Consider the following 24,557-nt stretch of genomic DNA (forward strand, 5'->3'; position numbering starts at 1 on the left):
ATCCCCATGGGCAAGGCGGTGACCGTCGCGGGTATCGACTGCGGCACCAATTCCATCCGACTCAAGGTGGCCCGCGTCGACGAGCGCGGCATGCACGAGATCGTGCCGCGCCAGCTGCGCGTCATCCGCCTCGGCCAGGACGTCGACAAGACCCACCGGTTCGCCGACGAGGCGCTCGAACGCGCCTACGCCGCCGCCCGCGAGTTCGCCGCCATCCTCGCCGAGCACCCGGTCGACGGCATCCGGTTCGTCGCCACGTCCGCCACGCGCGACGCCGAGAACCGCGAGGAGTTCGAGGACGGCATCGAGTCGATCCTCGGCGTGCGCCCCGAGGTCATCCCCGGCACCGAGGAGGCCGACCTGAGCTTCCTCGGCGCCACGAGCGTCGTGGACCGCGGCGAGCTGCCCGCGCCCTACCTCGTCGTCGACCTGGGCGGCGGCTCCACCGAGCTGGTGCTGGGCGGCGACGGCGTGGAGACGCCGGCCACGCAGGTCAGGGCCGCGTTCTCGATGAACATCGGCTCCGTGCGCATGACCGAACGCCACCTGCGGACCGATCCGCCCACGCAGGAGGAGATCGACGCCGCCATCGCGGACATCGACGAGCACATCGACGAGGCGTTCCGCACCGTCCCCGCCGGCCTCACCCGCACCATCATCGGCGTGTCCGGCACCGTCACGACGATGACCGCGCTCGCCATGGGACTTCGCGAGTACGACCACACCGCCGTCGACGGCTACCGTCTGCCGCTGCAGGACGCGTACGACGTCGACAACCGGTTCCTGCTGATGACGCGCGAGCAGCGCCGCGAGTACAGGACGATCCACCCCGGCCGCATCGACGTGGTCGGCGGCGGCGCGCTCGTATGGAACCGCGTGCTCGCCAAGGTCGCCGAGGCCGCCGAGGCGACCCACGGCCAGACCATCGACTCGTACGTGGCCAGCGAGCACGGCCTGCTCGACGGCATCGTCCTCGACTACGGCCGCCGCCTGCTCGCGGCATAGCCCCCCGTGATGACGCGTCCCGACCGCGGCATTGCGACGACGCGTCATCACGTATAATGCAATGGTCGCCGCCCCCGTGGCGAAATGGTATACGCAGTCGACTTAAAATCGATCGCTTCGGCTTGTGGGTTCGAGTCCCACCGGGGGCACCTCATCCGTCCGACGACGGCACATCGCCGAAACAATCGGCGGATAACCTGTGGCGAGTTTCATATCCGGTACACGACCAAGGAGAGACACGCCATGCCTTCCAGCTGGACCGACGTCGAGAAGGACACCGCCGACGGCCTGCCGACCATGCTCGCGCAGAACGTCATCATCGGCACCGCGCTGAGCGTCGGGGCCATCGCCTGCTCCGGCTTCTACCTGTCGATGATCGGCAACGTGGCCTCGCTGGTGCCGTGGGCGCTCATGGTCGTCCTCGTGGCCGTCGCCTTCACCTACGTCGTCGGCTTCGCGCTGCTGTGGTGCGTCGAATCGTTCACGCTGCGCATGCGCGAACGATTCAGGCCCGTCGCCTACGGCGTGGTCGGCGCGATCGGCTACGGCGTGTGGGGCCTGTTCGTCATGAGCAGCCTCATGAACTCGCTCGACCAGCCGCTCAACGGCGTCGTGCTGTCCAACGGCGAGATCGCCGCGCTCACCGTCAACTACGCGGTGTTCGGCTTCGTCGCCTACCTGCTCGGCCAGACGTACGCCAAGCGGCTCGCCGCGCGCAGGGGACTCGCGATCGGACTGCTCGCCGCGCAGATCGTCCTCGCCGTGCTCGGTCTCGTCGTCGGCGTCATGATGTTCTCCGCCCTGGGCCGCTAGCCCGGTCCCGTCATCAGCCGCCATCCGCAAGGGAAACGAGGTATTCCAAGATGTTCAGCGTCCTCGACATGTTCACCATCGGCGTGGGCCCCAGCTCGTCGCACACCGTGGGCCCGATGGTCGCGGCCCACGCCTTCGTCGCCTCGATGCGCGACGCCGGCCTCGTCGAGCGCACGGACCGCGTCAGGGTGACCCTCTACGGCTCCCTGTCCCTGACGGGCCTCGGCCACGGCACCGACCGCGCCGTCATGGCCGGGCTCGAGGGCAACGTGCCCGCCACCGTCGACACGCAGCACATGCTGCGCATCCGCGAGACCTGCGCCCTCGACGACACGCTCAACCTCGCCGGCGTCAGGCGCATCGGCTTCGACTACGACCGCGACATGGTCTTCGACAAATGGCGCCGCATGGCCGCGCACCCCAACGGCATGCGCTTCCAGGCGTTCGACGCCGACGGCAACCTCGTCGACGAGCAGGTCTGGTACTCGATCGGCGGCGGATTCATCCGCAGGGGCGCCCCGGACGACCTGATGATCGGCATCCACGAGCGCCCGCCGGAGGGCAGCTCGTTCGCCGACGAGGACGGCGGCGACTCGGGCACCGACTTCGGCCCCGAGGCGCCGTACCCGTTCTCCTCCGGCTCCGAGCTCGTGGCCCTGTGCCGCGAACACCATCTGAGCATCGCCGAACTCGTGTGGGCCAACGAGACCGCCACCCGATCGGCCGTGCAGGTCAGGACCGACATCGACAAGGTGTGGCGCGTCATGCGCGAATGCGTCGACCACGGCTGCACCTCCACCGAGACCGTCCTGCCCGGCGGCCTCGACGTGCCCCGCCGCGCCCCGCGCATGTACGAGCGCCTCGCCTCCAACTCCGACGTGCTCAAGCGCGGCCGCTCCCGCCGCGACGCCGTCCTCGAATCCTCCGACGCCGCGTGGGTGAACCTGTTCGCGCTCGCCGTCTCCGAGGAGAACGCCGGGGGAGGGCGCATCGTGACCGCGCCGACCAACGGCTCGGCCGGCATCATCCCCGCCGTGCTCCACTACTACTGGCACTTCATGGACGACGCCAACGAGGAGGGCGTCGTCACGTTCCTGCTCACGGCCGGCGCGATCGGCTACCTGTTCAAGCGCAACGCGTCGATCTCCGGCGCGGAGGTCGGCTGCCAGGGCGAGGTCGGCTCGGCCTGCTCGATGGCCGCCGCCGGACTTGCCGCCGTGCTGGGCGGCACGCCCGAACAGGTCGAGAACGCGGCCGAGATCGGCATCGAGCACAACCTCGGCCTCACCTGCGATCCGGTCGGCGGCCTCGTGCAGATCCCGTGCATCGAACGCAACGCGATGGCCGCGAACACCGCCATCAACGCGGTGCGCATGGCCATGCTCGGCGACGGATCGCACATCGTCACGCTCGACCAGGCCATCGAGACGATGCGCGAGACCGGCGAGGACATGATGGCCAAGTACAAGGAGACCTCCAAGGGAGGCCTCGCGGTCAACGTCGTCGAATGCTGAGCCGGTCGGACCGGTCGGGCGGGTCGGGCCGCGCCGGGCACGCCGAGCGCGAATCCGTGGTCCCGTCCGGTGCGCGCCGCGCCGTTCGGTGCTAATATGAGCGGCATTGTGTCCAGTCGAGGACGTCATCCCAAGGAGGAAACACATGGCTGATATGCCTTCCGTGCAGGCCGAGTTCGGCACCACGCCCGTCATCGAGTTCCCGTCCGCCGAGCCGCCGGCAGGCCTCAAGGCCGTCGAGATCGTCGAGGGCGACGGCCCGATGGTCCGCCGCGGCGACACCGTCACCGTGAACTACCACGGCGTCGTGTGGGGCGGCGACAAGCCGTTCGACTCCAGCTTCGACCGCCACCAGCCGGCCAGCTTCGGCATCGGCGTCGGCCAGGTCATCAAGGGCTGGGACCAGACCGTGCCGGGCCACAACGTCGGCTCCCGTCTGGTCGTGTCCATCCCGCCGGAGTACGGCTACGGCTCCCGTGGCGTCCCGCAGGCCGGCATCGGCGGCGGCGACACCCTCGTGTTCGTCATCGACATCATCTCCACGCGCTGAAACCGCGTACGATCCGCAACCGGGATCATCAGGAACCTTCGAGGGAGCGCCGGGAATCGCATCCGGCGCTTTCCTCGTATATGGGCGTCGTCGTTCGTGCGCCCGTATGCGGGACATCCGAGCAATCGCACAATCGAACGCAATCAAACGCAACCACAACGAAAGGGAAACCGTCATGAGCGAGGAAAAGACGCTGCTGCTGACGCAGGAGGCCTACGACAAGATGAAGGAGGAGCTCGCCTGGCGCGAGGGCGAGTACCGCGACGAGATCCTGGCCAAGGTGTCCGCGGCGCGCGCCGAGGGCGATCTGAGCGAGAACGGCGGCTACCAGGCCGCCCGCGAGGCCCAGCGCGTCAACCAGGGCCGCATCGACGAGCTGACCGTCAAGCTGCGCAACGCGAAGATCCTGACCGCCCCGCCGGAGGGCAAGGTCGGCGACGGCTCGCTGGTCACGCTCGACGTGATGGGCCGCGAGAAGGTCTTCGTGCTCGGCACGCGCGACCTCTCCATCGCCACCGACCACGACATCATCAGCCCGGAGTCCCCGATCGGCGCCGCCATCAACGGCGCGAGCGCCGGCGACACCGTGAGCTACAAGGCCCCCAACGGCCGCGAGATCTCCGTGACCATCAAGGCCTCCAAGCCGCTGGTCTGAGCCTCGGAACGACGAGACCCCTCGCTCCCGCACGGTCGCATGGCCGTATGGGAACGAGGGGTCTTCGCGTATGCGGCGCCGTGGGCGCGACGCGCATGCCGGGGCGCGCGGCCGCTATCCCGCGCTCACGCCCACAGCGCCACGATCACCATGTAGATCGCCACCATGTGGCAGGCGTATCCGGCCACCGTGCCGCAGTGGAAGATCTCGTGAAAGCCGAACACCTTCGGCCAGGGGTCCGGTCTGCGCAGCGCGTAGACGATCGCGCCGAGGATGTAGCACGCGCCGCCCGCGCACAGCAGGATCACCACCGCCGGGCCCGCGTACGGCGAGGTCCAGAACAGCGCCATGAACGCCAGCCCGTAGATACCGAAGACGATGTACACCAGCGTGTACAGCCAGCGCGGCGCGTTGATCCAGATCACGTGGATGACGATCGCGACCGCGGTGCACGCCCACATCGAGATGATGATGACATTGCGCCAGAACGGCGCCAGCGCGAACGAGACCGGCGTGTACGTGCCGGCGATGAGCAGGAAGATGTTCACGTGGTCGATGCGGCGCAGCACGTCCGTGACGCGCGGGCTCCAATCGCCCAGATGGTAGCAGGCCGAGTTGGTGAACAGCACCAGCGAGCTCGTCATGAACACGGCGCACGCCCATTTGAGGCCCGCGCCCTGCGCCAGACAGATGAGCACGATGCCGGCCGCCAGCGACAGGGGGGAGGCCACCGCGTGGATCCAGCCGCGCATCGCCGGCTTCTCGCGGCCGTGCACGTCGAGGCGGATCCTGCGCGGACGCCTGACCTTGACCGGCTCGACGCCCTCGATCTTCGCGGCCTTGGCCTCGCCCTTGGCGATGACGTACCGTGCCTTGGCCTCCGCCTTGAGCCTGATCTGCTCGGCCTTGAGCTCGGCCTTCGTGCGTGCCGCCTTGGCCCGGGCCTGCACGGCCTGCTCGTCCGCCGCGGCGACGGCCCTGCGCCTCGTCTCGATCTCCTCGTCGGTCATCATCGTATGCGTCGCCTCCGGCCTCGTCGTGATGTACGCCATCGTAACGGTCGGGTGTCGACGATTCGCCCGACGGTGATGTTGTTGACGTTTTTCCAACTTACGTTAGCGTAACCTACGATAGCGTAGGTTACGGGAAAGTCAAGACCCGATCGGGCAGTCCGCACGCCGTCCGGGAAACCCGGGGGACGTGCGCACGGCGTGCGTATGATGGACGCATGGCAGATTTCTCACAGATACTCGCAACGCGGCCTGACCTCGACGACAGGGATCGTGAATGGCTGCATCAGCTGGTCGCCGACTGGCAGGTGATCGCCGATCTGAGCTTCGCCGACCTCCTGCTCATCATGCAGAACGGCGACGGCCGGTACGTCGTGGCGGAGCAGTGCCGTCCCTCCACGGTGATGACCCTGCGCACGGACGACGTCGTCGGCGACGTCATGCCCGAATCGATGTCCGGCGAGCTCGACGCCGCGATGGAGTCGGCGGTCGTCTTCCGCTCCACCGTGCTGCGCACCGTCGGCAAGTCCACCGTGTGCAACGTCTACGCGCCCGTGCGCCACAACGGCAAGACCCTGGGTCTGGTCGTGCGCGAGACCAACATGGCCACCCGGGAGTCGAACGGCCGCTACGAATCCGAGAGCATCAACGCCGGCAAGCAGCTGTACGAGATGATCCCGCGCGGCCAGTTCCCGTACTCCGACTCCGTGATGAGCCAGCGCCACGTCGCGCGCGTGGCCGACGGCTTCATCGTCCTGACCATGGACGGCGTGGTGCGCTACGCCTCGCCCAACGCCATCAGCTGCTTCCGCAGACTCGGCCTCCTGACCACGATGCAGGGCCACTACCTGAGCGAGCTCGGCACCGACCTGCTGCAGGAGCAGAAGGAGCAGGTCGACGAGCAGCTGCCGCTCGTGCTGAGCGGCAAGGCGGCCGTCGACTCCGAGATCACCACGCAGCGCTCCGCCGTCTCCGTGCGCTCGCTGCCGCTGTACGACATGAACGGCCGGGTCGGCAGCATCGTGCTGTGCCGCGACGTCACCGAGCTGCGCCGCCGCGAGCAGGAGCTGCAGACCAAGAACGCGGCGATCTCCGAGATCCACCACCGCGTGAAGAACAACCTCCAGGCCGTCTCCGCCCTGTTGCGTCTGCAGGCGCGCAAGACCAAGTCCGAGGAGGTGCGCAAGGAGCTCAAGGAGGCGCAGCGCCGCGTGCAGACCATCGCGATGGTGCACGAGGGCCTGAGCCAGACCGTCGACGAGATCGTGGACTTCGACAAGGTCATCGCGGGCCTGCTCAAGATGGCCGTGGACGTCGCCACGATGCGCGACCAGCACATCGGCATCGACTTCGTCGGCAAATTCGGCATGATGCCCGCCCAGGACGCGACGCCCCTGTCGCTGGTGCTCACCGAGCTCATCACCAATTCGGTCGAGCACGGCTTCGAGGGCCGCACCGAGGGTCACATCACGATCTCGGTCAAGCGCTCCGGCTCGGACCTCGACGTGGTGGTCGAGGACGATGGCACCGGCCTCGGCGACGAGGCGCAGGGCGGCATGGCCAGATCCTCCGGCTCCGGTCTCGGCACGCAGATCATCAACACCTTCGTGACCAACGACTTCGGCGGCACCGTCAACTGGGAACCGCGCGAGGGCGGCGGCACCCGCGTGGTCCTGCACATGATCCTCCGAGCCGCCCAGGCCGAGTAGCTGAGCCGTAAAACGAACGGTCCGGCGGGCCGTTCGTAGGCGAAGGCGAGACGACAGGCGAGCAGTTCCCCGTAGATATATCACAACGACAGAAGCCCCGGTCCATCACGGACCGGGGCTTCTCGATGTCGGTATAAGAGGACGATCAGATCTGCATCTGCATGGCCTGGGAGCGGCGCAGACGCATCGCCTTGCGCTTGAGCTGACGACGCTCGTCCTCGCTCAGACCGCCCCACACGCCGTAGTCCTGATTCGTGTCGAGCGCGCATTTGAGGCACGCGTCGATCACCTTGCAGGTGCGGCACACGGCCTTGGCCTCCTCGATCTGCTGATAGGCCGCGCCGGTGTTGCCGACCGGGAAGAACAATTCCGGATCCTTGTCACGGCACGCAGCCTTGGCACGCCAATCGAAAGCACTGCTCATCGTCGTTTCCTTTCCTGTTCGAGCCCTGAACGTTCGCATCCAGTACGTACTACCTAAGCACGTCCGTATGCTTTTTTCAAGACTTTTCGTCAAAAGAGCATTCCCGCGGGCCCTGCCCGGGCGCGTCGCTCACGAGTTCGAGGACGTGCCCTCCGCCAGAGTGCCCACGGTCCCCGCCTTGTGGCTGCCCTTGGCGAGCTGCGCGAACAGCTCGGTGTTGCGGCTGTCGTCGAGCAGCACCGAGGAGCCCACGCCGGAGACCTGATAGTCCGGGTTGGTCCAGTACACGCTGCCGGTGACACCCTTGGAGCCGGTGGCGGCCCTGAACGCGAACGCCATCTGCACGAGTGTGAACGGCGAGGTCTTGTCGTCCACCGTCAGGGCCGTGAGCCCCGCGTCGGCGACCTTCATGGCCTTGGCCGGGTTTGCGATCACCTCCTTGGAGGAGGCCTTCTTCACGATCGCCGCGATGACCTGGCGTTGGCGTTGGGCGCGGCCGAAGTCGCCGTTCGCGTCGGAGTAGCGCATGCGCGAGAACGCCAGCGCGGTGCCGCCGTCCGCCACATGGCATCCGGCCGTCCAGTTGAGACCGGAGTCGGCGTCGTTCACGGTCTGGTCGTAGCACAGGTTCACGCCGCCGATCGCGTCGACCACGTTCTTGAGGCCGCCGAACTTGATCTTGGCGATGTGGTCGATGTGCTGGCCGGTGATCTGCTCGACCTCGCCGACCAGCGCCTTGTAGCCCTTGATCTGGGCCACGGCGTTGATCTTCATGTAGGTGCCGTCCACCTGCGTGAGCGAGTCGCGCGGGATGGAGATCAGTGAGCTCGCGCCGTGGTTCGGTCTGGTGAGCACGAGGATCGTGTCGGTGCGGAAGCCCGGCGTGTCGTCGGCCGATCCGCCGGCGGTGCCGTCGCGCTCGTCCGAACCGAGGATGAGCCACGACTCCGCCGACGCGTTCGCCGAGGTCGTCAGCCAGCCGCTCTCCTTGTTCAGGCGCGCGTCGACCCAGTGCCACGCGCCGAACACGGCGAGCATCAGCAGGACGGCGATGACCGCGAGCGTCATGCCCACGCCCTTGCGCACGCTCATGGCGCTCAGGCGGGGCATGCGCAACGACGGTGCACGTCTGACGGATGGGGCGGGGGAGCGGAACGACGATACCGGTGCGGTCGTGCCCCTGCGTGCGGCCGAGGCCTCGCTGGTCGAACCGGAGGAGCGGCGCGGCGCACGCGACGGCTCGAAGCGACGCGGCTCGGATGCGGCCGCGGCCGACGTGCGTGCGGACGAGACGGACGAACGCCCCGACGTGCGCGGGGCGGGGGAGGAGGAGCGTCGGGTGGATCGCCGGCGCGGCGCGAAGGACGCCGGCATCGCGTCCGCCGATGATCGGGATGACGCCGTCGTGGGCGCGGGCGCGTCCCCGCCCGTCGTGCGCGGGGACGGGGACGGCGCGGCCGGGGCGGCGTCGGACTCCTCGTGCTGCGCGATGGCGTGCTTGCCGCCGCGTCTGCGATGGGCGTTGGGATTGAAGCTCGGCGGATTCGACGTGATCGGGGCGGGCTCGTCCTCCGCCTCACCGGCGTGACGGCCGGACGAGGAGTTCAGCGAGCCGGAATCGATGATCGGACCGGTGGGCTGGGAGCGGCGACGGGAGCCCGAGGGTATGAAACTCGGCGGAATCTCCTGAGGGTTCACCCCGTCGCCTTGCTGCACGCTATGCCTCCCCGTAACGAATCTGGACTTCTGTCACTGTTGCACATCGCGCCGCATGGGAGGGCGGGGCGATGGGTATTTTCTCATTTCCGGCACAAGCGGGCCTCCGGACGGGGCCCGCCCGAAGGCCCGGAACGTCATGCGGACGTCACTTGACCTTGCATACCACGTTGTTGAGGTAGGACTCGGAGATGCCCATGACCACGTTGGTGGTGGCGTTGTGGATGATGCCGGTCTTCTCGTCGATGACGCCGCCGGTGGCGGTGTCGATGTACTGGCCGTCGGCGGTCTTCTCGACGCCGTCGGCGACCTTGGTGTTCGGCTTGGTCTGCGTCTGCTCGGAGGAGGAGCCGGACTGGTCGGACTGCGTGGCGTCCGAGCCCTGCTGGTCGGTGGTCGACTGGTCGGACTGGTTCGACTGGTCGGTGGAGGAGTCGGAGGAGTCCGACGAATCCGAGGACGACGAGTCCGACGAGGCGGAGCTCGAGTCGGACGACGACGAGCCGGACTCGTCGAAGAGCGGCTTGTCGTTGCGCATCTTGGCCCAATAGGTGTCGGCCTCGGCGGTCCACATGACGTGGTTCCTGTTGGTCGGCCAGTCGGTCACCGGCACGGTGCGCGTGTACAGGTGAGAGGTGTCGAAGTCCTTCATGCTCATCGCCAGTCCCGCCAGCGTGGTCGTGTTGGCCAGACCGGAGGAGATGTTGAGCGACTTCAGGGCCGCCTTGGCGAGCTGGTAGAGCTGGCTGGACTGCGTGAGCATGTTCTTGGACAGCGCCTGCGCGATCAGCTGCTTGATGAGGTACTGCTGGCGGGCGGTGCGCTCCATGTCGGTGCCGTCGGTGTCGGCGCCGTGGCGGCGGCGCGCGTACTGCGTGGCGGTCAGGCCGTCGAGGTGCTGCCAGCCGGCGTCGAGGTTGATGCCGGTGTAGCCGTCGAACACGTGGCTCGGCAGACACACGTCCACGCCGCCGATCGCGTCGATCATCGACTTGAGGCCCGCGAAGTCGACGACGATGAAGTTCTGGATGTCGAGGCCGGTCAGGGAGTTCACGGCGTTCACGGTGCAGCTGGCCGCGGAGGCGAGGTCGTCGCCCTTGGAGTACGCGTTGGCGAAGATCGAGTTGAACATCACGTCGTACTGCGCCTTGACCACGCCCTTGGTGGTCGTGCAGGCGGGCACGTCGACGATCGAGTCGCGCGGGATGGACATGAGGTCGATGAACTTGCGGTCCGCGGAGATGTGCATCACCATCGCGGTGTCCGAGTTGTGGTTCGATTCGAGCGTCTTGTCGCTGCCGCCGATCGAGAGATTGTCCTCGCCCGAGCGCGTGTCCTGCCCGAGGATGAGGATGTCGAGCGGCTTGCCGGCGTTCGGGTCGACGATCGAGGTGGCGACCGCCTTGCCGTTCGCGCCGATGAAATCGACGCTCTGGCCGTCGATGATGCCGCCGATGTTGACGTACGTCGCGGCCGCGGCGGTGCCGACGAACGTGAGCAGGGCGACGACGACGCACACGATCGCGTTGCGCAGCTTGTGGTGCACGCGGAACGCCGTGCCGCTGTGGCGCGGCGAGTCGTCGTTCCATCCGTTGAGATTGGGCACGCCTGCGTCGGATCGTCTCGAGCTCACGCTGCAAACCTTCCTATCGGGGTCAAATCCTCTCGATTGTACGGCACGCAACCGAAAAGAATGCTGGGAATAGCCCACGGACCTTGTCCGGGGCTGGGAATCCGGTGGGGATCTGGTGCGGATCGCCGCCCGATGGGCTGGGAAACGCGGCTTATACCACAACAAATCCCGAACGAGCGGAATAACACGGCCCACACTTGACAAAAGCGAAATCGCATGTGTGTAATTTAGAGGCGTGAAAACGGAATCGAACGGGCAAGGGAGGATGATGCGCATGTGGGGGATTGCCGACGATTCCGCCGATGAGCCGTTGAGCGAGCTGCTGTGGGGGCTGTTCGCGCCGGACGGCGACATCTCCTGGCAGCACAAGGCCCTGTGCTCGCAGACCGATCCCGAGGCGTTCTTCCCCGAGAAGGGCGGTTCCACCCGTGACGCCAAGCGCGTGTGCTCGCAGTGCGAGGTGCGCGAGCAGTGCCTCAAGTGGGCCATCGACCATGACGAGCGCTTCGGCATCTGGGGCGGCATGAGCGAGCGTGAACGTCGCAGGTACAAGAAGATGCATAAGGAGCAGGCGTGAGCGGAGCACTTGCCATCGAGCCACTGCCTTCGATCACGGGCGGCGTGCGTCAGATCGTGAACGACGCATTGGCCGCCCGTCCCTATTCGCACAGCCAGAACGTCGAACGCGCCGTGGCGGCGGTGATCGCGGTCGAGAGGGACCTGCGGTTCCTGCCGTCCACGCTCTCGGCGCTGCTGCGCCAGAGCGTCCTGCCCGGCGCCATCATCATCGCCGACTGCAGCGGGCAGACCACCCAGCCGGTGGAGCTCTCCTTCGAGGTGGTCGCGGCCGGCTCCGAACCGCTCGAGCGATTCCCCGAGGCCACGGGCATCTCCGTGCAGCTGGTGCGCGCGCAGGGCGCCCGCTCCTTCGGCGAGGCCGTCTCCCGCGCGCTCGACCAGGCGCACCTCGACTACTGCGTGCAGATGCTCTGGCTCCTGCACGACGACTCGCGCCCCGCGGACGACCGCTGCCTCGAGCAGCTGGTCGAATCGTGGCGCAACACGCCCGGCGCCTCGCTGATCGGCGCCAAGCAGCTCGACTGGGAGGGAACGAACCTCCACAACGTCGGCGCGTACGCCTCCGGGCACGGCATCCACACGCTCGTGGTCGACGGCGAACCGGATCAGGAGCAGTACGACACCCGCTCCGACGTGTTCGCCGTCTCGCTGGCCGGCGCGCTGGTCCCGCTGGACACCGTCCGCTCCTCCCGGGGCATCTCCAACTGGTTCGGCACCTATGCGCAGGGCGCCGACCTGTGCCGCAGGATCTGCCGCGGCGGAGGCCGCGTCGTGGTCGCGCCCCGCGCCCGCATCGCCCACCGCCGCGCCCGCTTCGAGGGCATGCGCACCCGTGGCGGCGAACCCGCCGCCGAGGGGGCCGTCAACCCGTCGATGGGCGTGCTCGACGCCTGGCAGCGCTACCGCTACACCGACATCCCGGCACCGCTGTGGCCGCTCGTATGGCTGTGGTCGCTCATCGCCGCGATCGGCTCGGCGCTCAGGCGCTTCGCCGGCAAGCAGCCCTTCGAGGCCGGTTGCGAGCTGGCCCTGCCCTGGCGCGCGCTGATCGGCTCCGCCGGAGCGTTCAAGGCCCGCCGCGCCGTCACCTCGCAGACCGTCGTGACGCGCTCGCAGCTCGCGATGCTCTCCGTCACCCGCGACCAGCTCGCCCGATGGCGCGAACGCGAGCAGGCGCTGGAGGAGCAGTGCGACACCGTGCTGCTGAGTCCGCTGGTCCGCTCCCACCTGCGCATGCGTCTGACCCGTCGCTGGGGACTCGCCATCGCGATGGCCGTGGCCGCGTTCGTCGTCGTGCTCACGCTCGACTGGTCGATGTTCCGCGCCGCGCTGGGCGGCGGCTCCCTGCGGTCGGCCCAGTGGCTGCCCACCAACGTCTCCCTGGGCGCGCTCGCCGAGGCCGCCACCACGCAGTGGGTGTGGGGCGTCGGCACCGGAGTGGCCGCGCCCCCCGCGCCCTGGCTGTGGGTGCTGCTCGTCGCCTCGCTGCTCACCGGCGGGCATGTGGCCGCCGCCACCAGCCTGATCTTCTTCGCCGCCGCGCCCGCGGCCGCGCTCGCCTTCTGGGCGCTGGCGGGCGTGTTCACCCGTTCGGACGCCGTGCGCGTCATCACGGGCCTGATGTGGATGTCGCTCGGTCTGGCGCTCGGCCTGTACTCGTCGGCCAACCTGCCGATGCTCACCGTGATGGTCTTCCTGCCGGCCGCGTTCGCGTTCACCTTCCGCGCCGTCGGCCTCTACCACACCGAGGACCGGATTCATCCGCACCGTTCCGTGCAGGCCGCCGCCGCGGCCGCGCTGTGCTACATGCCGACGGTCGCCGCCGAGCCGCAGCTGCTGCTGCCGCTGGTCCTCGTCTTCCTCGTCTTCCTCGTCTTCGTGCCGCGCCACCGCGCGATGCTGCTGCTCATGCCGCTGCCGGCCGCCCTGCTCATCGCGCCCACGCTCGTCAACGCGGTGCGCTACATGGACAGGGGCGAGTGGCGCCAGCTGTTCGGCGACATGACGCTGCCCCTGGCGCAGGTGAACCGCCATCCGGCCGCGCTCAACCTCGTCGACGTGATCGTGCGCGCCTTCGGCCTCACGGAGGGGACCGACCTGGCCGGCCTGCTCGCCGACGGATTCGCGGCCGCCACGCTCGCGGTCGTCGCCACCGTCACACTGCTCGCCATCGTCTCGCTGGTGCTGCCGTTCGCGCTGCGCGCCTCGCGCATGATGTGGGTCGTGATCGTTGCCGGCGGCGCGCTCAGCCTCGTCTCCTCGCGCGTCGCCATCGCCGTGGACGCCAGCGGCTCCGTCGCCGGATCGGTGATGCCCGGTCTTGTCTTCGCGATGCTCGGCGCCCTGTCCTGCGTGTGCCTCGTCGCCGGCGGCGCGGTGCGCCGTTTCGTCGAGCTGCAGGAATCCGCCGCGGCGTCGGCCGATCTGACCCGCGTGGAGACCCGCAGGAGGGCCGTCGCGCGGGTCCGCCACGGATTCATCGTCGCTGGACGTACGCTGCTGTGCCTCGTGCTGGCCGCCGGCGTGGTCTCGTGGACCGGATACTCGACCGCCCGTCACATCGCCGGATCGGTCACCGTGAGCGACTCCGGTCTGCCGATGGTCGCGATGGATTCGCTCGAACGCACCCCGGACCAGCGCGTCCTCGCGCTCGACGCCGAGTCGCACACCGACGTGAGCTACGCCGTGATGCACACCTCGCGCGGCGATCTGGTCGACTCCTCGCCCGCATGGCGCGCCCGTCAGGTCGTCGGACAGCGTGACGCCGACGACGTCGCCATCGGCGAGCTCGCCGCGCGTCTGCTGTCGAACAGCGACTCCGACGCGATCGACGAGCTGGCCGCGATGGGCTTCGGCGGCCTGTTCGTCGTCACCGGCGGCGCCGGCGCCGACCAGCTCGCCACCAACATCACCGCCTCGAACGGCACGCAGACCGTCGTGACCGACACGGACGGCACCTACTACCGTCTGACCGCCGCCGAGGGCAACACCGTGGGCATCGACGCCACGCACCTCAACGCGATGCGCCGCAGCCCGTGGCGCGCCGCATGGCTGGCCAGCCTCGGCGTCGTCACGCTGCTGTACGTGCTGGTCGCCGCGCCGCGCCGCCATCCGGAGGCCCTGATGCGGCAGGAACGTCAGGAGGAAGAGGCATGAACCGTCCGTCGACCCTCGCGCGCGTCCTGCGCGTCGTCCTCGCGATCATCACCAGCGTGGCGCTGGTCGCCGCGTTCGCACTGCTGTCCGTCACGACGATGCCGCAGTGGTTCGTCGACCGCGCCTCCGGCGAGGCCACGGCCTCGCACCGCGTCGTCCAGCAGCTGCTCGAATCCTATTGCCCGGCCCGCATGGCGCTGCCCGACTCCGGCGACTGGGGGGACAGCGAATACCGCGCCTCCGAGGGCGACATCGCCACGTCCGCCTCGTTCGCGGCGTTCGGCTCCGTGTACGCCTCCACCGTCGCCCCGTTCGACATGAGCGCCGGCGGCGAGGCCCTCTCGCTCAAGGCGCCGGACAACCCGCGCAACGCCGACGCGATGGTCGGCCGCGACGAGAGCGGCTCGTCCCGTCTGTTCAACGCCAACCTGCTCGAGGCGTCCGACGGCTCCGGCCACGCCGGCGTCATCGCCTCGCACGCCTCCTCGGGCGACCTGCGCGGCATCTCCGCCGCCACCTGCACGGTCCCGGCGATGACGCAGTCGTTCCTCCTGTCGGGCACCGCCACCGGCTCCAGCCAGCGCATGACGCTCGCCAACCCCTCGTCCAAGGCCACCACCGTCACGATCACGGTGGTCGGCACCTCGTCCGCCGGCTCGATGAGCCTGTCCACCTCGGGCACCGCCACCGTCGCCGCCGGCGGCGAGACCACGGTGGACCTGTCCGCCGCGGCCCCCGACCAGCAGGGCCTGTACGTCACGATCACCAGCGACGTGATGCCCGTGGCCGCGTACGTGAGCTCCGTGAGCGCCGACGGACTGACGCCCAAGGGCTCCGACTTCACGATGCCCGTGGGCGCCGCATCCACGCTCAACGCGATCCCCTCCGTGAGCGAGGGGGACAAGATCAGTCTCTACGCCTACTCCCGCACGGCCGGCGACGTGACCCTGTCGTGGATCACCGAGGACGGCCTGTCCTCGATCGGCAGAAAGCGGGTCAAGGCGGATCAGGTCGCCGTGTTCGATCTGGGGCAGGCGCCCAAGGGGGCGCACGGCATCCTCGCCACCGGTTCCGACGACTTCGTCGCCGCGGCGCGCGCCGTGCGCTCGGGCGCGAGCGGTCAGGAGGACTTCGCCTCCCTGGCCGCCGTGACCCCGGCCTCGTCGTCGGGGGCGGCCCTGCCCTCCGGACTCGACGCGACGGTCACGCTCGTCAACACCACCAACGAGGAGGTCACGGTCTCCCTGACGGCGATGGACGACACCGGCAAGGCCGGCTCCGCCGACGAGGTGACGATCAAGGCCAACAGCGCCGTCTCCGTCAAGGGCGAGGGCACGGCGGTCCTCGTCGAGGACCGCGGCAAGGCCGTCGCCTGGGGCGTGCGGCTCGGCGGCGGCGGACTCGACCCGGCCAAGGTGGCGGGGCTGTCCGCCACGGAGCCGACCGCGCTCACCGTGCGCGAGGAGACCATCCGCTCCTCGCAGGACAACACCATCGTGCGCTGAGCCGGCTCACCACTCGAAGTCGGGATCGATCTCCTCGGGCCGGCGGCCATACAGCTCGGACACCCTGATGACCAGCTCGTCGCGGATCGCCCACTGCAGCTCCTCGCGGCCGCGCGTGCGCGACTGCAGCGGCATGCGGTACAGCACGATGCGCGCGGGCACGCCGTGATCGGCGGGGAACGCACGCGAGTTGAGGCTCGGCTCGGTCTCCCACGGCACCGGATCGGACGGCGGCACGTCCTCCACCGCGAACTGCACCGGTTTGATGAGCTCCGGCCACGCCTCGGCCAGTCTGCGGATATGGGCCGCCACCAGATCGTCGAACATGCCGGAACGGGTGCGGTATCGTGGCAAACGTGTGCCGAACATCGGGGTCCGCATGCCGCGGCCGTGCCGGTTGCGGTAGACTCGTTCATTCCAAGGGGCTTCAAGCATGCCTTCCACTGTAGGTCAAGGCAGCGAGTTCACACCCGCGCGCCGCCGCCGGCGCGCTAGGATACATGACAAAAGGCGTTGGCCGCGAATCGGATGGAGGACGGGCGATGATCAAGCCGTGGAACCAGTGGGATCTTGACCTCCTGTGCGCACGCGCACGGCTCGTCGGATTCGACCTCGACAACACGCTCGCCAACTCCAAGCTGCCGATGAGGCCGCCGATGGCGGAACGCTTCACCGAGCTCACCCGCCGCATCCCGGTGGCCGTCATCACCGGCGGCCGCTACTCGCTGGTCGTCAGCCAGATCCTCGACGTGCTCGGTCCCGGGGCGGACCTGTCCAACCTGCACCTGATGCCCACCAGCGGCACCCGGTACCTGCGCTGGGAGGGCGGGGCCTGGAGGACCGTCTTCAGCCATGATCTCGACGACGACCAGCGCGCCCGCGCCTTCGCCAGCCTGGAGCGCAGGGCCCGCGAGCAGGGGCTGTGGGTCGAGGAGGTCTGGGGCGAGCGCATCGAGGACCGCGGCTCGCAGATCACGTTCTCCGTCCTCGGCCAGCAGGCGCCGCTCGAGGCCAAGCAGGCCTTCGACCCGACCGGCGAGCTCAAGGAGCGCATGGCGCGGGCCGTGGCCGCCGATCTGCCCGATCTCAAGGTGCATGCGGGCGGCTACACCAGCATCGACGTGGCCGGCCGCGGCATCGACAAGGCGTTCGCGGTCCGCGAGCTCGCCTCGCTCACCGGCATCGACGTGGCCGACATGGTCTTCGTCGGCGACCGCATGGCCCCCGGAGGCAACGACTACCCGGCCGCGCAGGCCGGCACGATGGGCGTCGCCGTCTCGAACCCCGCCGACACGATCCTGTTCGTCGACGGACTGCTCGCGCGGCTGCCGGAGCCGGACGGCGGCGATGATGTCGCGCAACCCGTCTCGCAATGAGTTCCTCGCCGGTCTGATCGGCGTCGTCCTGCCGCGCGGATGCGCGGGATGCGACGCGCCCGATGCCGTCCTGTGCCCGTCGTGCCGGCGGTTGTTCGGCCTCGGCATCGAACTGCCGCTTGCCGATACGACGACCGGCCACGCCTACGCATGCGCCTCGTACGGCGGTCGTGCCCGCCGCGCGATCCTCGCGTGGAAGGATCACGGCGACGAGGAGTGCGACCGTGAGTTCGCCGCGGTGATCGGCGCGCTCGCGGGGCGGATCCCGTCCTGCGCCGGACCGCTGCTGATCGTGCCCGCGCCGTCGTCGGCGCGTTCGACCGCCGCCCGCGGACGGCGGCATCTGGCGCCCCTGGCCCGTGCCGTGGCGCGTGTCTGCGCCTCCCGCGGCATCGAGGCCCGCGTCACGTGGGCGTTGGAGAGCGTCGCGGCCGCGGGCAAGGCCGTCGAGACGGCCGGCGCCGATCAGCGCGCCTCGCGCATGGGAGGGCGTCTGAGGGTGCGCCCGGGCATGGGAACGCGTGTGCGGGGAGAGACGTCGTCATCGTCGACGACATCGTCACCACCGGCGCGACGATGCGCGCCTGCGCCGACGCGTTGCGCGACGCAGGCGCGCGGGTCGTGTGCGGCCTCGCGCTGGCCGCTACGCCTCGGTATGGTACTTCGGCAGGATGATCTCGAAATCGGCGCCGCGCACGTCGTCGACCACCCGCACGGTGCCGCCGTGCAGCTGGGCGGCCCAGCGCGCGATCGACAGCCCCAGACCGGTGCCGCCGGACTCGGTGCCGGGGCCCGACTTGCCCTTGACGAACCGGCGGAAGATGTCGGTGCGGGCCTCGGGGGCGATCTGCGAGCCGAAGTTGACGACGTTCGTCACGATCGTGCCCTCGTCGAGGTCCTCGTGCACCTCGACGAGGACCGTGGTGCCGTCGGGGGAGTGCTTGAGGGCGTTGCCGATGATGTTGGTGAACAGCTGGCGCAGACGGTCCTGATCGCCCTCCATCACGATGTCGTCGGCGACCTGCACGTGGATGTCGTGCGCATGCCCGCCGTCCGCGAGCTCCAGCGGCTCGATCGTGTCGTCGAGGAAGTCGGCGAAGTTGAACCGTTCGATCTCGAGGCTCGCGGCGCCCGCCTCCATGCGGCTCAGATCAAGCAGGAACGCGATGAGGTCGGTCAGCCTCTGCGTCTGGTCGAGGATGCCCTCGAGGTTTGCGGGCGTGGGATCGGTGACGCCGTCGGCCATGTTCTCGACCTGCGCCCGCAGCGCGGAGACCGGCGTGCGCAGCTCGTGGCTGACGTTGGCGATGAGGTCGCGGCGCGTCTGGTCGGCGTGCTGGAGCTCTGCGGCCATCTCGTTGAACGAACGGGCCAGCTGGCCCACCTCGTCGTGGCTGGACTCGTCCATCGGCACGCGCACGGTGTAGTCGCCGTCGGCCATCGCCTCGGCGGCGTCGCGCAGCTGGCGCAGACGCGCGGTCAGGCCGCGCGAGAAGTAGTAGGTGATGCACAGCGCCACCGCGAGGGCGAGCGGCATGGCGATCCAGCCGCTCCATCCGAATTTGAGCAGGAACCAGCACATCGCGAACGCGATGGAGGTGGCGATGACGATCAGGGCGCCCAATTCGAGCTTGAGCGAGGAGAACACGCCGAGCGGGCGCCCGCGGCGACTGCCACGTGCGCCCGCTCGTGGGGCGGCCCCCGAAATCGGCTTCGGGGGCGTTGATGTGCGTGATGCGGCCATGCGCGCCGGCTCACTCGCCGTCCGCATGCGCGGGCGACGGAGGCTCGAAGGCGTAGCCGACGCCGTGCACGGTGCGGATCATGTTGGGCCCGAGCTTGTGGCGCAGGGCCTTGACATGGCTGTCGACGGTGCGGGTGCCCGAGGCGTCGACCCAGTCCCACACCTCCTCGAGCAGCTTCTCGCGCGTGAGCACCGACTTGGGCTTGCGCGCGAGGGTCGCGAGCAGGTCGAACTCGGTGGGGGTCAGATGCACGAACTCGCCGTTGACGCTCACCGTGCGCTGCGCCGGGTCGATGACCAGGGAGCCGAAGTCGAGGATCTTCTCGTTCTCGGCGTTCTTGGCGATGACCTTGGCGCGCTCCACGCGGCGCAGCAGCGCCTTGCATCGGGCGATGAGCTCGCGCATCGAGAACGGCTTGGTCATGTAGTCGTCCGCGCCGGCACCGAGTCCGATGACCTTGTCCGCCTCGTCGTCGCGGGCGGTGAGGATCAGCACCGGCACCGGACGGGCGGCCACGATGCGCTTGGTGGCCTCGAGACCGTCCATCACCGGCAGCATGATGTCCATGATCACCAGATCGGGCTTGAGCTGATTGGCCGCCTGGACGGCGCTGGCGCCGTCACCGGCAACGCGTGCGGTCCACCCTTCGGCGGTGATGCGTTGCGCGATGGCGGTCGCCAGCGTCGGCTCGTCCTCGACGACCAGTACGGTGCGCGGCGCGGTCTGCTGACGTGCCGTGGTATTGAGCATGTTCCTTGTTCCGCCTTTCGACTGTGTTCGATCAGTCTTCTGGCTTCAAGAATACAACTCCGAGCGCGGGGACGGTGATTTTCGCCGATGCCGGACGCGAGTGGTATTCGCCCGCGTCGGCCTCGAACGTGCCGTTGGAGATGCCCGAGCCGCCGTACTTCGCGTTGTCGGTGGTGAGCACCTCGGTCCACTTGCCGCCCTTGGGCAGCGCGACCTGGTAGTCCTGCCACGCCTCGCCGGCGAAGTTCACGACGACCGCGAGCTCCTCGCCGTTCGAGCCGATGCGCAGGAAGCTCAGCGTGTTGTGGTCGGCGTCGTCGCTGGTGAGCCACTGGAAGCCGTCGGGCGTGAAGTCCTGGCTCCACAGGGCCGGGTTGGCCTTGTAGAACGCGTTGAGGTCGGCCACGAGCTCCTGCACGCCGACGTGGTCCTGCCAGTCGAGGCACGCCCAGTCGATGGAGTTGTTGTAGTCCCATTCGCCCCACTGCGCGAGCTCGTTGCCCATGAAGGTGAGCTTCTTGCCCGGGTGGGCCCACTGGTAGGCGAACAGCGAACGCACGCCCGCGTACTTGTCCCAGCCGTTGCCCGGCATCTTGCCGTACAGCGAGCCCTTGCCGTACACGACCTCGTCGTGGCTCAGCGGCAGCACGTAGTGCTCGGAGTAGGCGTACACCATCGAGAAGGTGATCTCGTTGTGGTGCCACTTGCGGTTGATCGGGGACTCGTGCAGGTACTCGAGCGTGTCGTGCATCCAGCCCATGTTCCACTTGAGGCCGAAGCCGACGCCGCCGGCGTCGGTCGGGGCGGTGATGCCCGCGTAGGCGGTGGACTCCTCGGCGATCATCATGATGCCCGGGTTGTTCTTGTACGCGGTGGCGTTGGCCTCCTTGAGGAACTCGATGGCCTCGAGGTTCTCGCGGCCGCCGTAGATGTTCGGGTGCCACTGGCCGGGCTCGCGGCTGTAGTCGAGGTAGAGCATCGAGCTGACCGCGTCGACGCGCAGGGCGTCCACGTGGTACTCGCCGAGCCAGAAGCAGGCGTCGGCCACGAGGAAGTTCTTCACCTCGTTGCGGCCGAAGTTGAAGATGTAGGTGCCCCAGTCCGGGTGCTCGCCGCGGGTCGGGTCCGGATCCTCGTACAGCGGGGTGCCGTCGAAGCGGCCCAGCGCGAACGAGTCCTTCGGGAAGTGGGCCGGGACCCAGTCCATGATGACGCCGACGCCGGCCTCGTGCAGCTTGTCGACGAGGTACTTGAAGTCGTCCGGGGAGCCGAGGCGCGAGTCGACCGCGTAGTAGCCGGTGACCTGATAGCCCCAGGAGCCGGTGAACGGGTACTGCGTCAGCGGCATGAACTCCACGTGGGTGAAGCCCATCTTGGTGACGTAGGGGACCAGCTTGTCCGCGAGCTCGCGGTAGTTCTTGACGTCCTTGCGCCAGCTGTGCGCGTTCATCTCGTAGATCGCGACCGGGCGGTCCATCGGGTTGGTGCTGCGGCGGTGGTCCATCCACTCGTCGTCGCCCCACTCGTGCTTGGATTCGACGACGATCGAGCCGGTCGCCGGCGGGACCTCGTGGGAGCGCTCCATCGGGTCGGCCTTCTCGACCCACTCGTGGTTGGCGTTGAGGATCTGGTACTTGTACACCTCGCCGGCCTTGACGCCCGGGATGAAGATCTCCCACACGCCGGAGGAGCCGAGCTCGCGCATCGCGTGGCGGCGGCCGTCCCAGCCGTTGAAGTTGCCGATCACGCGCACGGCGTGGGCGTTCGGCGCCCACACGGCGAAGGAGGTGCCCTCGACGTCGCCCATCGGATCGGAGTAGCGGCGCACGTGGGCGCCGAGCGCCTCCCACAGACGCTCGTGGCGGCCCTCGCCGAACAGGTACAGGTCCATATCGCCGACCGTGGGCAGGTAGCGGTACGGATCGTCCTCGACGTGCTCGACGCCGTCCTTGTAGGAGTACTTGATGCGGTAGGTGGGCACGCCGTAGCCGTCGTCCGTCCTGATGGACGGGACCACCGCCACGAACACGCCGTTGTATTCGTGGACCGCGGGGAACTCGTCGTTCTGAGTCAGTACGGAGACCGACTCGGCCATCGGGCACAGGACGCGGACCGTCGTGTAGGCGGCGAACTTGTCCTCGCCCAGATGTCCGCCGAGGACCTCGTGGGGGTTGTAGAACTCCGCGTTGCTGACCTGGGTGAGTGCGCCCTGGTCGACAGGCACGGCAAATGTATCGTCATTGATGTTTGTGTTATTAGCCATGCCCATAGTGTACGGCTACAAACGTTCTCATCGCGGCTTTGGCGCGTCGCATCGTGGACATTTCTCGCTCATATCGCCGGTCCACGGTCTGTGGCATACTTTTTCAGGTTTTTTGTGAGTCTGCTCCAGCGGAGGTTTCATGGGTTACAAGGTCGGCGATATGGTCGTCTATCCGCGTCATGGCGCGGCGAGGGTCGAGGCGGTCACCGAACGAACCGTGAGAGGGGTCACCCGCGAATACCTGCAGCTGTCGGTGCTGTCCTCCGATGGCCTGGTGATCAACGTTCCCGTCGAGAACGCGAAGAAGGTCGGCGTGCGAGACATCGTCGACGCGAACGAGGTCGCCACGGTGTTCGACATCCTGCGTACCCCCATCGTCGAGAAGGAAATGAACTGGTCCCGGCGTTACAAGCTCAACGTCGAGAAGATCGCCACCGGCGACGTCAACAAGATCGCCGAGGTCGTGCGCGACCTCGCCCAGCGCGACGTGGACGAGCACGGCCTGTCCGCCGGCGAGAAGCGCATGCTGACCAAGGCGCGCTCCATCCTCACCTCGGAGATCGCCCTGTCCGAGAAGATCGACGAGGACGAGGCCCAGCGCCTGCTCGACGTGAACCTCGGCTACAGCGAGCCGAAGCCGGGCGACGAGAAGCACCACACCAAGGCCCCCGAGGAGGCCGCCGCCGATACGATGGCCCGCCTCGACGCCGAGAAGAAGAAGACGCGCAAGCGCTGAGCCGTCGCGCGCCCCAAGCCCCCGAACGACCGGGGGCTTTTTCCGTATCGTTCGCATTTCGCATCTTCGCATCAGGGGGACATCCATGCGCATAGGACAGGGATTCGACGCCCATCGCTTCGCCGGGGACGCCTCGCGTCGGGAGCTCTGGCTCGCCGGTCTCGTCTGGCCGGACTCCGGCCCGGGCATCGAGGGCGATTCGGACGGCGACGTCGCCGCCCACGCGCTGATCGACGCCCTGCTCGCCGCCGCGGGGCTGGGCGACATCGGCTCGCTGTTCGGCGTCGGCGCGGACGCGCACGGCGCCGGCATGCACGGCTCGGCCATGCTGCGCGAGACCGTCGCGCACCTGCGCGATCACGGGTTCGAGCCGGTCTCCGCCTCGGTCGCGATCGTCGGCAACCGCCCCAAGATCGGTCCGCGCCGCGCGGAGGCGTGCGAGGCCCTGACCGCGGCGGTCGGCTGCCCGGTCTCCGTGACCGCCACCACCACGGATCGCATGGGCTTCACCGGGCGCGGCGAGGGCATCGCCGCCGTCGCCAACGCCCTCGTCGAGGAGCGGTAGAGGCGGAGTGCCCCTCAGCGCCTGCGCAGTGCGTCGAACGCCCTCGCCCCGGCCCAGATCAGGGTGGAGATCGTCACGATGACGAAGCTCGGGGGAGCGGGGAACATCGAGGCGAGCAGGAGGCCTCCCCAGATCGAGACCAGGCAGATCACGCCGGAGACGACCATCGCCTTCAGCGGCGAGGCGGCGAGGATGTTCGCGGCGGCGGCCGGCGTGATGACCAGCGCGAAGATCAGCAGCGTGCCCACCGCCGGCACCGCGATGGTGATGACGCCGGCCATGATCGCCATGAACGCGACGTTCATCCATCCGATCGGCACGCCCTTGGCCTGCGCCACCTGCTCGTCGAGCGAGCTGAACAGCAGCGGACGGTAGATGACCGCGAGCACGGCGAGCAGGACCGCGTCGAAGATCGCGAATCCGACGATCTGCGCGTCGGTGATCGTCAGGATCGAGCCGAACAGGATCGACTGCATCTGCTGCGAGGCGGACGAGGAGAGCCTGGCGAAGAACAGGCCCAGACCCGTGGCGAACGCGAGCACGGTGCCCGTGGCGATCTCGCGTTCGGAGACGCGTTTGCCGAGCGCGCCGATGACGAGCGCGCCGCCGAGCGCGAACGCGCCCAGTCCCAGCGACACCGGCAGTCCCAGCAGCACCGCGCCGGTCGCCCCCGGCAGGCCGATGTGCGCCAGCGCGTGCGCGGCGAACGTCGAATGTCGGGCGATGGTGAAGTAGCCCATCACGCCGGCCGCGAACGCGATGCACAGGCCCGCGAGGAACGCGTTGGTCATGAACGGCGCGGTGAGCGTGTCCATCCAGTTGGGGTCGAAGCTGAAATCGATGTGGCTCATCG

Annotated in this window: 22 protein-coding genes and 1 tRNA gene; 14 read left to right on the plus strand and 9 right to left on the minus strand. The window is 68.6% G+C overall.

Going from position 1 to position 24,557, the window contains the following annotated elements:
- Positions 1-6 precede the first annotated feature (6 nt).
- From JS528_RS06225 to JS528_RS06250, 6 genes are all read left to right on the plus strand, one after another.
- Positions 7-1,005, plus strand: coding sequence for a Ppx/GppA phosphatase family protein (locus JS528_RS06225; RefSeq protein WP_214358225.1), 999 nt, complete (start codon positions 7-9; stop codon positions 1,003-1,005).
- Positions 1,006-1,075: 70 nt separating this feature from the next.
- A tRNA-Leu gene (locus tag JS528_RS06230) sits at positions 1,076-1,154 on the plus strand.
- Positions 1,155-1,248: 94 nt separating this feature from the next.
- A complete protein-coding gene (locus tag JS528_RS06235; RefSeq protein ID WP_214358226.1) occupies positions 1,249-1,818 on the plus strand; it encodes a cadmium transporter in 570 nt (189 codons plus the stop codon).
- Between the two features lie 50 nt (positions 1,819-1,868).
- The gene (locus JS528_RS06240) at positions 1,869-3,332 is read left to right on the plus strand and encodes an L-serine ammonia-lyase (protein WP_214358227.1); all 1,464 of its coding nucleotides are present in this window, start codon (positions 1,869-1,871) and stop codon (positions 3,330-3,332) included.
- A gap of 145 nt (positions 3,333-3,477) precedes the next feature.
- Complete coding sequence (locus tag JS528_RS06245; protein ID WP_214358228.1) at positions 3,478-3,882, plus strand: FKBP-type peptidyl-prolyl cis-trans isomerase; 405 nt, start codon at positions 3,478-3,480, stop codon at positions 3,880-3,882.
- A gap of 175 nt (positions 3,883-4,057) precedes the next feature.
- Positions 4,058-4,537 carry a GreA/GreB family elongation factor gene (locus JS528_RS06250; protein WP_214358229.1) on the plus strand — a complete coding sequence of 160 codons (480 nt, stop codon included), beginning with the start codon at positions 4,058-4,060 and terminating at the stop codon, positions 4,535-4,537.
- Between the two features lie 125 nt (positions 4,538-4,662).
- Here the strand turns inward: JS528_RS06250 and trhA are convergent, their stop codons facing one another.
- Positions 4,663-5,547, minus strand: a complete 885-nt coding sequence (gene trhA / locus JS528_RS06255; RefSeq protein WP_214358293.1) for a PAQR family membrane homeostasis protein TrhA — start codon at positions 5,545-5,547, stop codon at positions 4,663-4,665.
- A 218-nt stretch (positions 5,548-5,765) separates the two neighbouring features.
- On the opposite strand from trhA, the gene JS528_RS06260 reads away from it, so the two are divergent.
- A complete protein-coding gene (locus JS528_RS06260) occupies positions 5,766-7,256 on the plus strand; it encodes a sensor histidine kinase (RefSeq protein ID WP_214358230.1) in 1,491 nt (496 codons plus the stop codon).
- Between the two features lie 145 nt (positions 7,257-7,401).
- On the opposite strand, the gene JS528_RS06265 is transcribed toward JS528_RS06260, so the two are convergent.
- The 3 genes from JS528_RS06265 to JS528_RS06275 form a co-directional block, all read right to left on the minus strand.
- Entirely contained in the window at positions 7,402-7,680 is a 279-nt protein-coding gene (locus JS528_RS06265) for a WhiB family transcriptional regulator (protein ID WP_003826822.1), read from the minus strand.
- A gap of 129 nt (positions 7,681-7,809) precedes the next feature.
- On the minus strand, positions 7,810-9,171 hold the full coding sequence (locus JS528_RS11790) for an LCP family protein (protein ID WP_420838204.1): 1,362 nt from the start codon (positions 9,169-9,171) through the stop codon (positions 7,810-7,812).
- A gap of 373 nt (positions 9,172-9,544) precedes the next feature.
- On the minus strand, positions 9,545-11,029 hold the full coding sequence (locus JS528_RS06275) for an LCP family protein (RefSeq protein WP_338069773.1): 1,485 nt from the start codon (positions 11,027-11,029) through the stop codon (positions 9,545-9,547).
- Positions 11,030-11,303: 274 nt separating this feature from the next.
- Between JS528_RS06275 and JS528_RS06280 the strand changes: the two genes are divergently transcribed.
- Genes JS528_RS06280 through JS528_RS06290 form a run of 3 tightly spaced genes read left to right on the plus strand, consistent with a single transcriptional unit; the run spans position 11,304 to position 16,269 of the window.
- On the plus strand, positions 11,304-11,606 hold the full coding sequence (locus tag JS528_RS06280) for a WhiB family transcriptional regulator (RefSeq protein WP_214358232.1): 303 nt from the start codon (positions 11,304-11,306) through the stop codon (positions 11,604-11,606).
- The gene (locus JS528_RS06285) at positions 11,603-14,764 is read left to right on the plus strand and encodes a glycosyltransferase family 2 protein (protein WP_338069774.1); all 3,162 of its coding nucleotides are present in this window, start codon (positions 11,603-11,605) and stop codon (positions 14,762-14,764) included. Before JS528_RS06280 ends, JS528_RS06285 begins: the two co-directional genes overlap by 4 nt.
- Positions 14,761-16,269: a DUF5719 family protein gene (locus JS528_RS06290; RefSeq protein ID WP_214358233.1), complete on the plus strand. Its 1,509-nt coding sequence runs from the start codon at positions 14,761-14,763 to the stop codon at positions 16,267-16,269. Before JS528_RS06285 ends, JS528_RS06290 begins: the two co-directional genes overlap by 4 nt.
- 6 nt (positions 16,270-16,275) lie before the next feature.
- Here JS528_RS06290 and JS528_RS06295 read toward each other — a convergent pair whose 3' ends face one another.
- Entirely contained in the window at positions 16,276-16,704 is a 429-nt protein-coding gene (locus tag JS528_RS06295) for a metallopeptidase family protein (protein ID WP_214358234.1), read from the minus strand.
- Between the two features lie 107 nt (positions 16,705-16,811).
- On the opposite strand from JS528_RS06295, the gene JS528_RS06300 reads away from it, so the two are divergent.
- Both JS528_RS06300 and JS528_RS11575 read left to right on the plus strand, forming a co-directional pair.
- Positions 16,812-17,645: an HAD-IIB family hydrolase gene (locus JS528_RS06300; RefSeq protein ID WP_214358235.1), complete on the plus strand. Its 834-nt coding sequence runs from the start codon at positions 16,812-16,814 to the stop codon at positions 17,643-17,645.
- 408 nt (positions 17,646-18,053) lie between these two features.
- A complete protein-coding gene (locus tag JS528_RS11575; protein ID WP_338069775.1) occupies positions 18,054-18,320 on the plus strand; it encodes a ComF family protein in 267 nt (88 codons plus the stop codon).
- Here JS528_RS11575 and JS528_RS06310 read toward each other — a convergent pair.
- Genes JS528_RS06310 through glgB form a run of 3 tightly spaced genes read right to left on the minus strand, consistent with a single transcriptional unit; the run spans position 18,289 to position 22,403 of the window.
- Positions 18,289-19,389, minus strand: coding sequence for a sensor histidine kinase (locus JS528_RS06310; protein WP_214358236.1), 1,101 nt, complete (start codon positions 19,387-19,389; stop codon positions 18,289-18,291). The genes JS528_RS11575 and JS528_RS06310 overlap by 32 nt on opposite strands.
- A gap of 10 nt (positions 19,390-19,399) precedes the next feature.
- Entirely contained in the window at positions 19,400-20,140 is a 741-nt protein-coding gene (locus tag JS528_RS06315) for a response regulator transcription factor (RefSeq protein WP_214358237.1), read from the minus strand.
- Positions 20,141-20,171: 31 nt separating this feature from the next.
- Positions 20,172-22,403 carry a 1,4-alpha-glucan branching protein GlgB gene (gene glgB / locus JS528_RS06320; protein ID WP_214358238.1) on the minus strand — a complete coding sequence of 744 codons (2,232 nt, stop codon included), beginning with the start codon at positions 22,401-22,403 and terminating at the stop codon, positions 20,172-20,174.
- Positions 22,404-22,542: 139 nt separating this feature from the next.
- On the opposite strand from glgB, the gene JS528_RS06325 reads away from it, so the two are divergent.
- Both JS528_RS06325 and ispF read left to right on the plus strand, forming a co-directional pair.
- Positions 22,543-23,139: a CarD family transcriptional regulator gene (locus JS528_RS06325; protein WP_214358239.1), complete on the plus strand. Its 597-nt coding sequence runs from the start codon at positions 22,543-22,545 to the stop codon at positions 23,137-23,139.
- Positions 23,140-23,224: 85 nt separating this feature from the next.
- Positions 23,225-23,704, plus strand: a complete 480-nt coding sequence (ispF, locus tag JS528_RS06330) for a 2-C-methyl-D-erythritol 2,4-cyclodiphosphate synthase (protein ID WP_214358240.1) — start codon at positions 23,225-23,227, stop codon at positions 23,702-23,704.
- 14 nt (positions 23,705-23,718) lie between these two features.
- Here ispF and JS528_RS06335 read toward each other — a convergent pair whose 3' ends face one another.
- Positions 23,719-24,555 carry a metal ABC transporter permease gene (locus JS528_RS06335; RefSeq protein ID WP_214358241.1) on the minus strand — a complete coding sequence of 279 codons (837 nt, stop codon included), beginning with the start codon at positions 24,553-24,555 and terminating at the stop codon, positions 23,719-23,721.
- Positions 24,556-24,557: the final 2 nt, after the last annotated feature.

The organism is Bifidobacterium santillanense (assembly GCF_018555385.1).
Classification (GTDB): Bacteria; Actinomycetota; Actinomycetes; order Actinomycetales; family Bifidobacteriaceae; genus Bifidobacterium; species Bifidobacterium santillanense.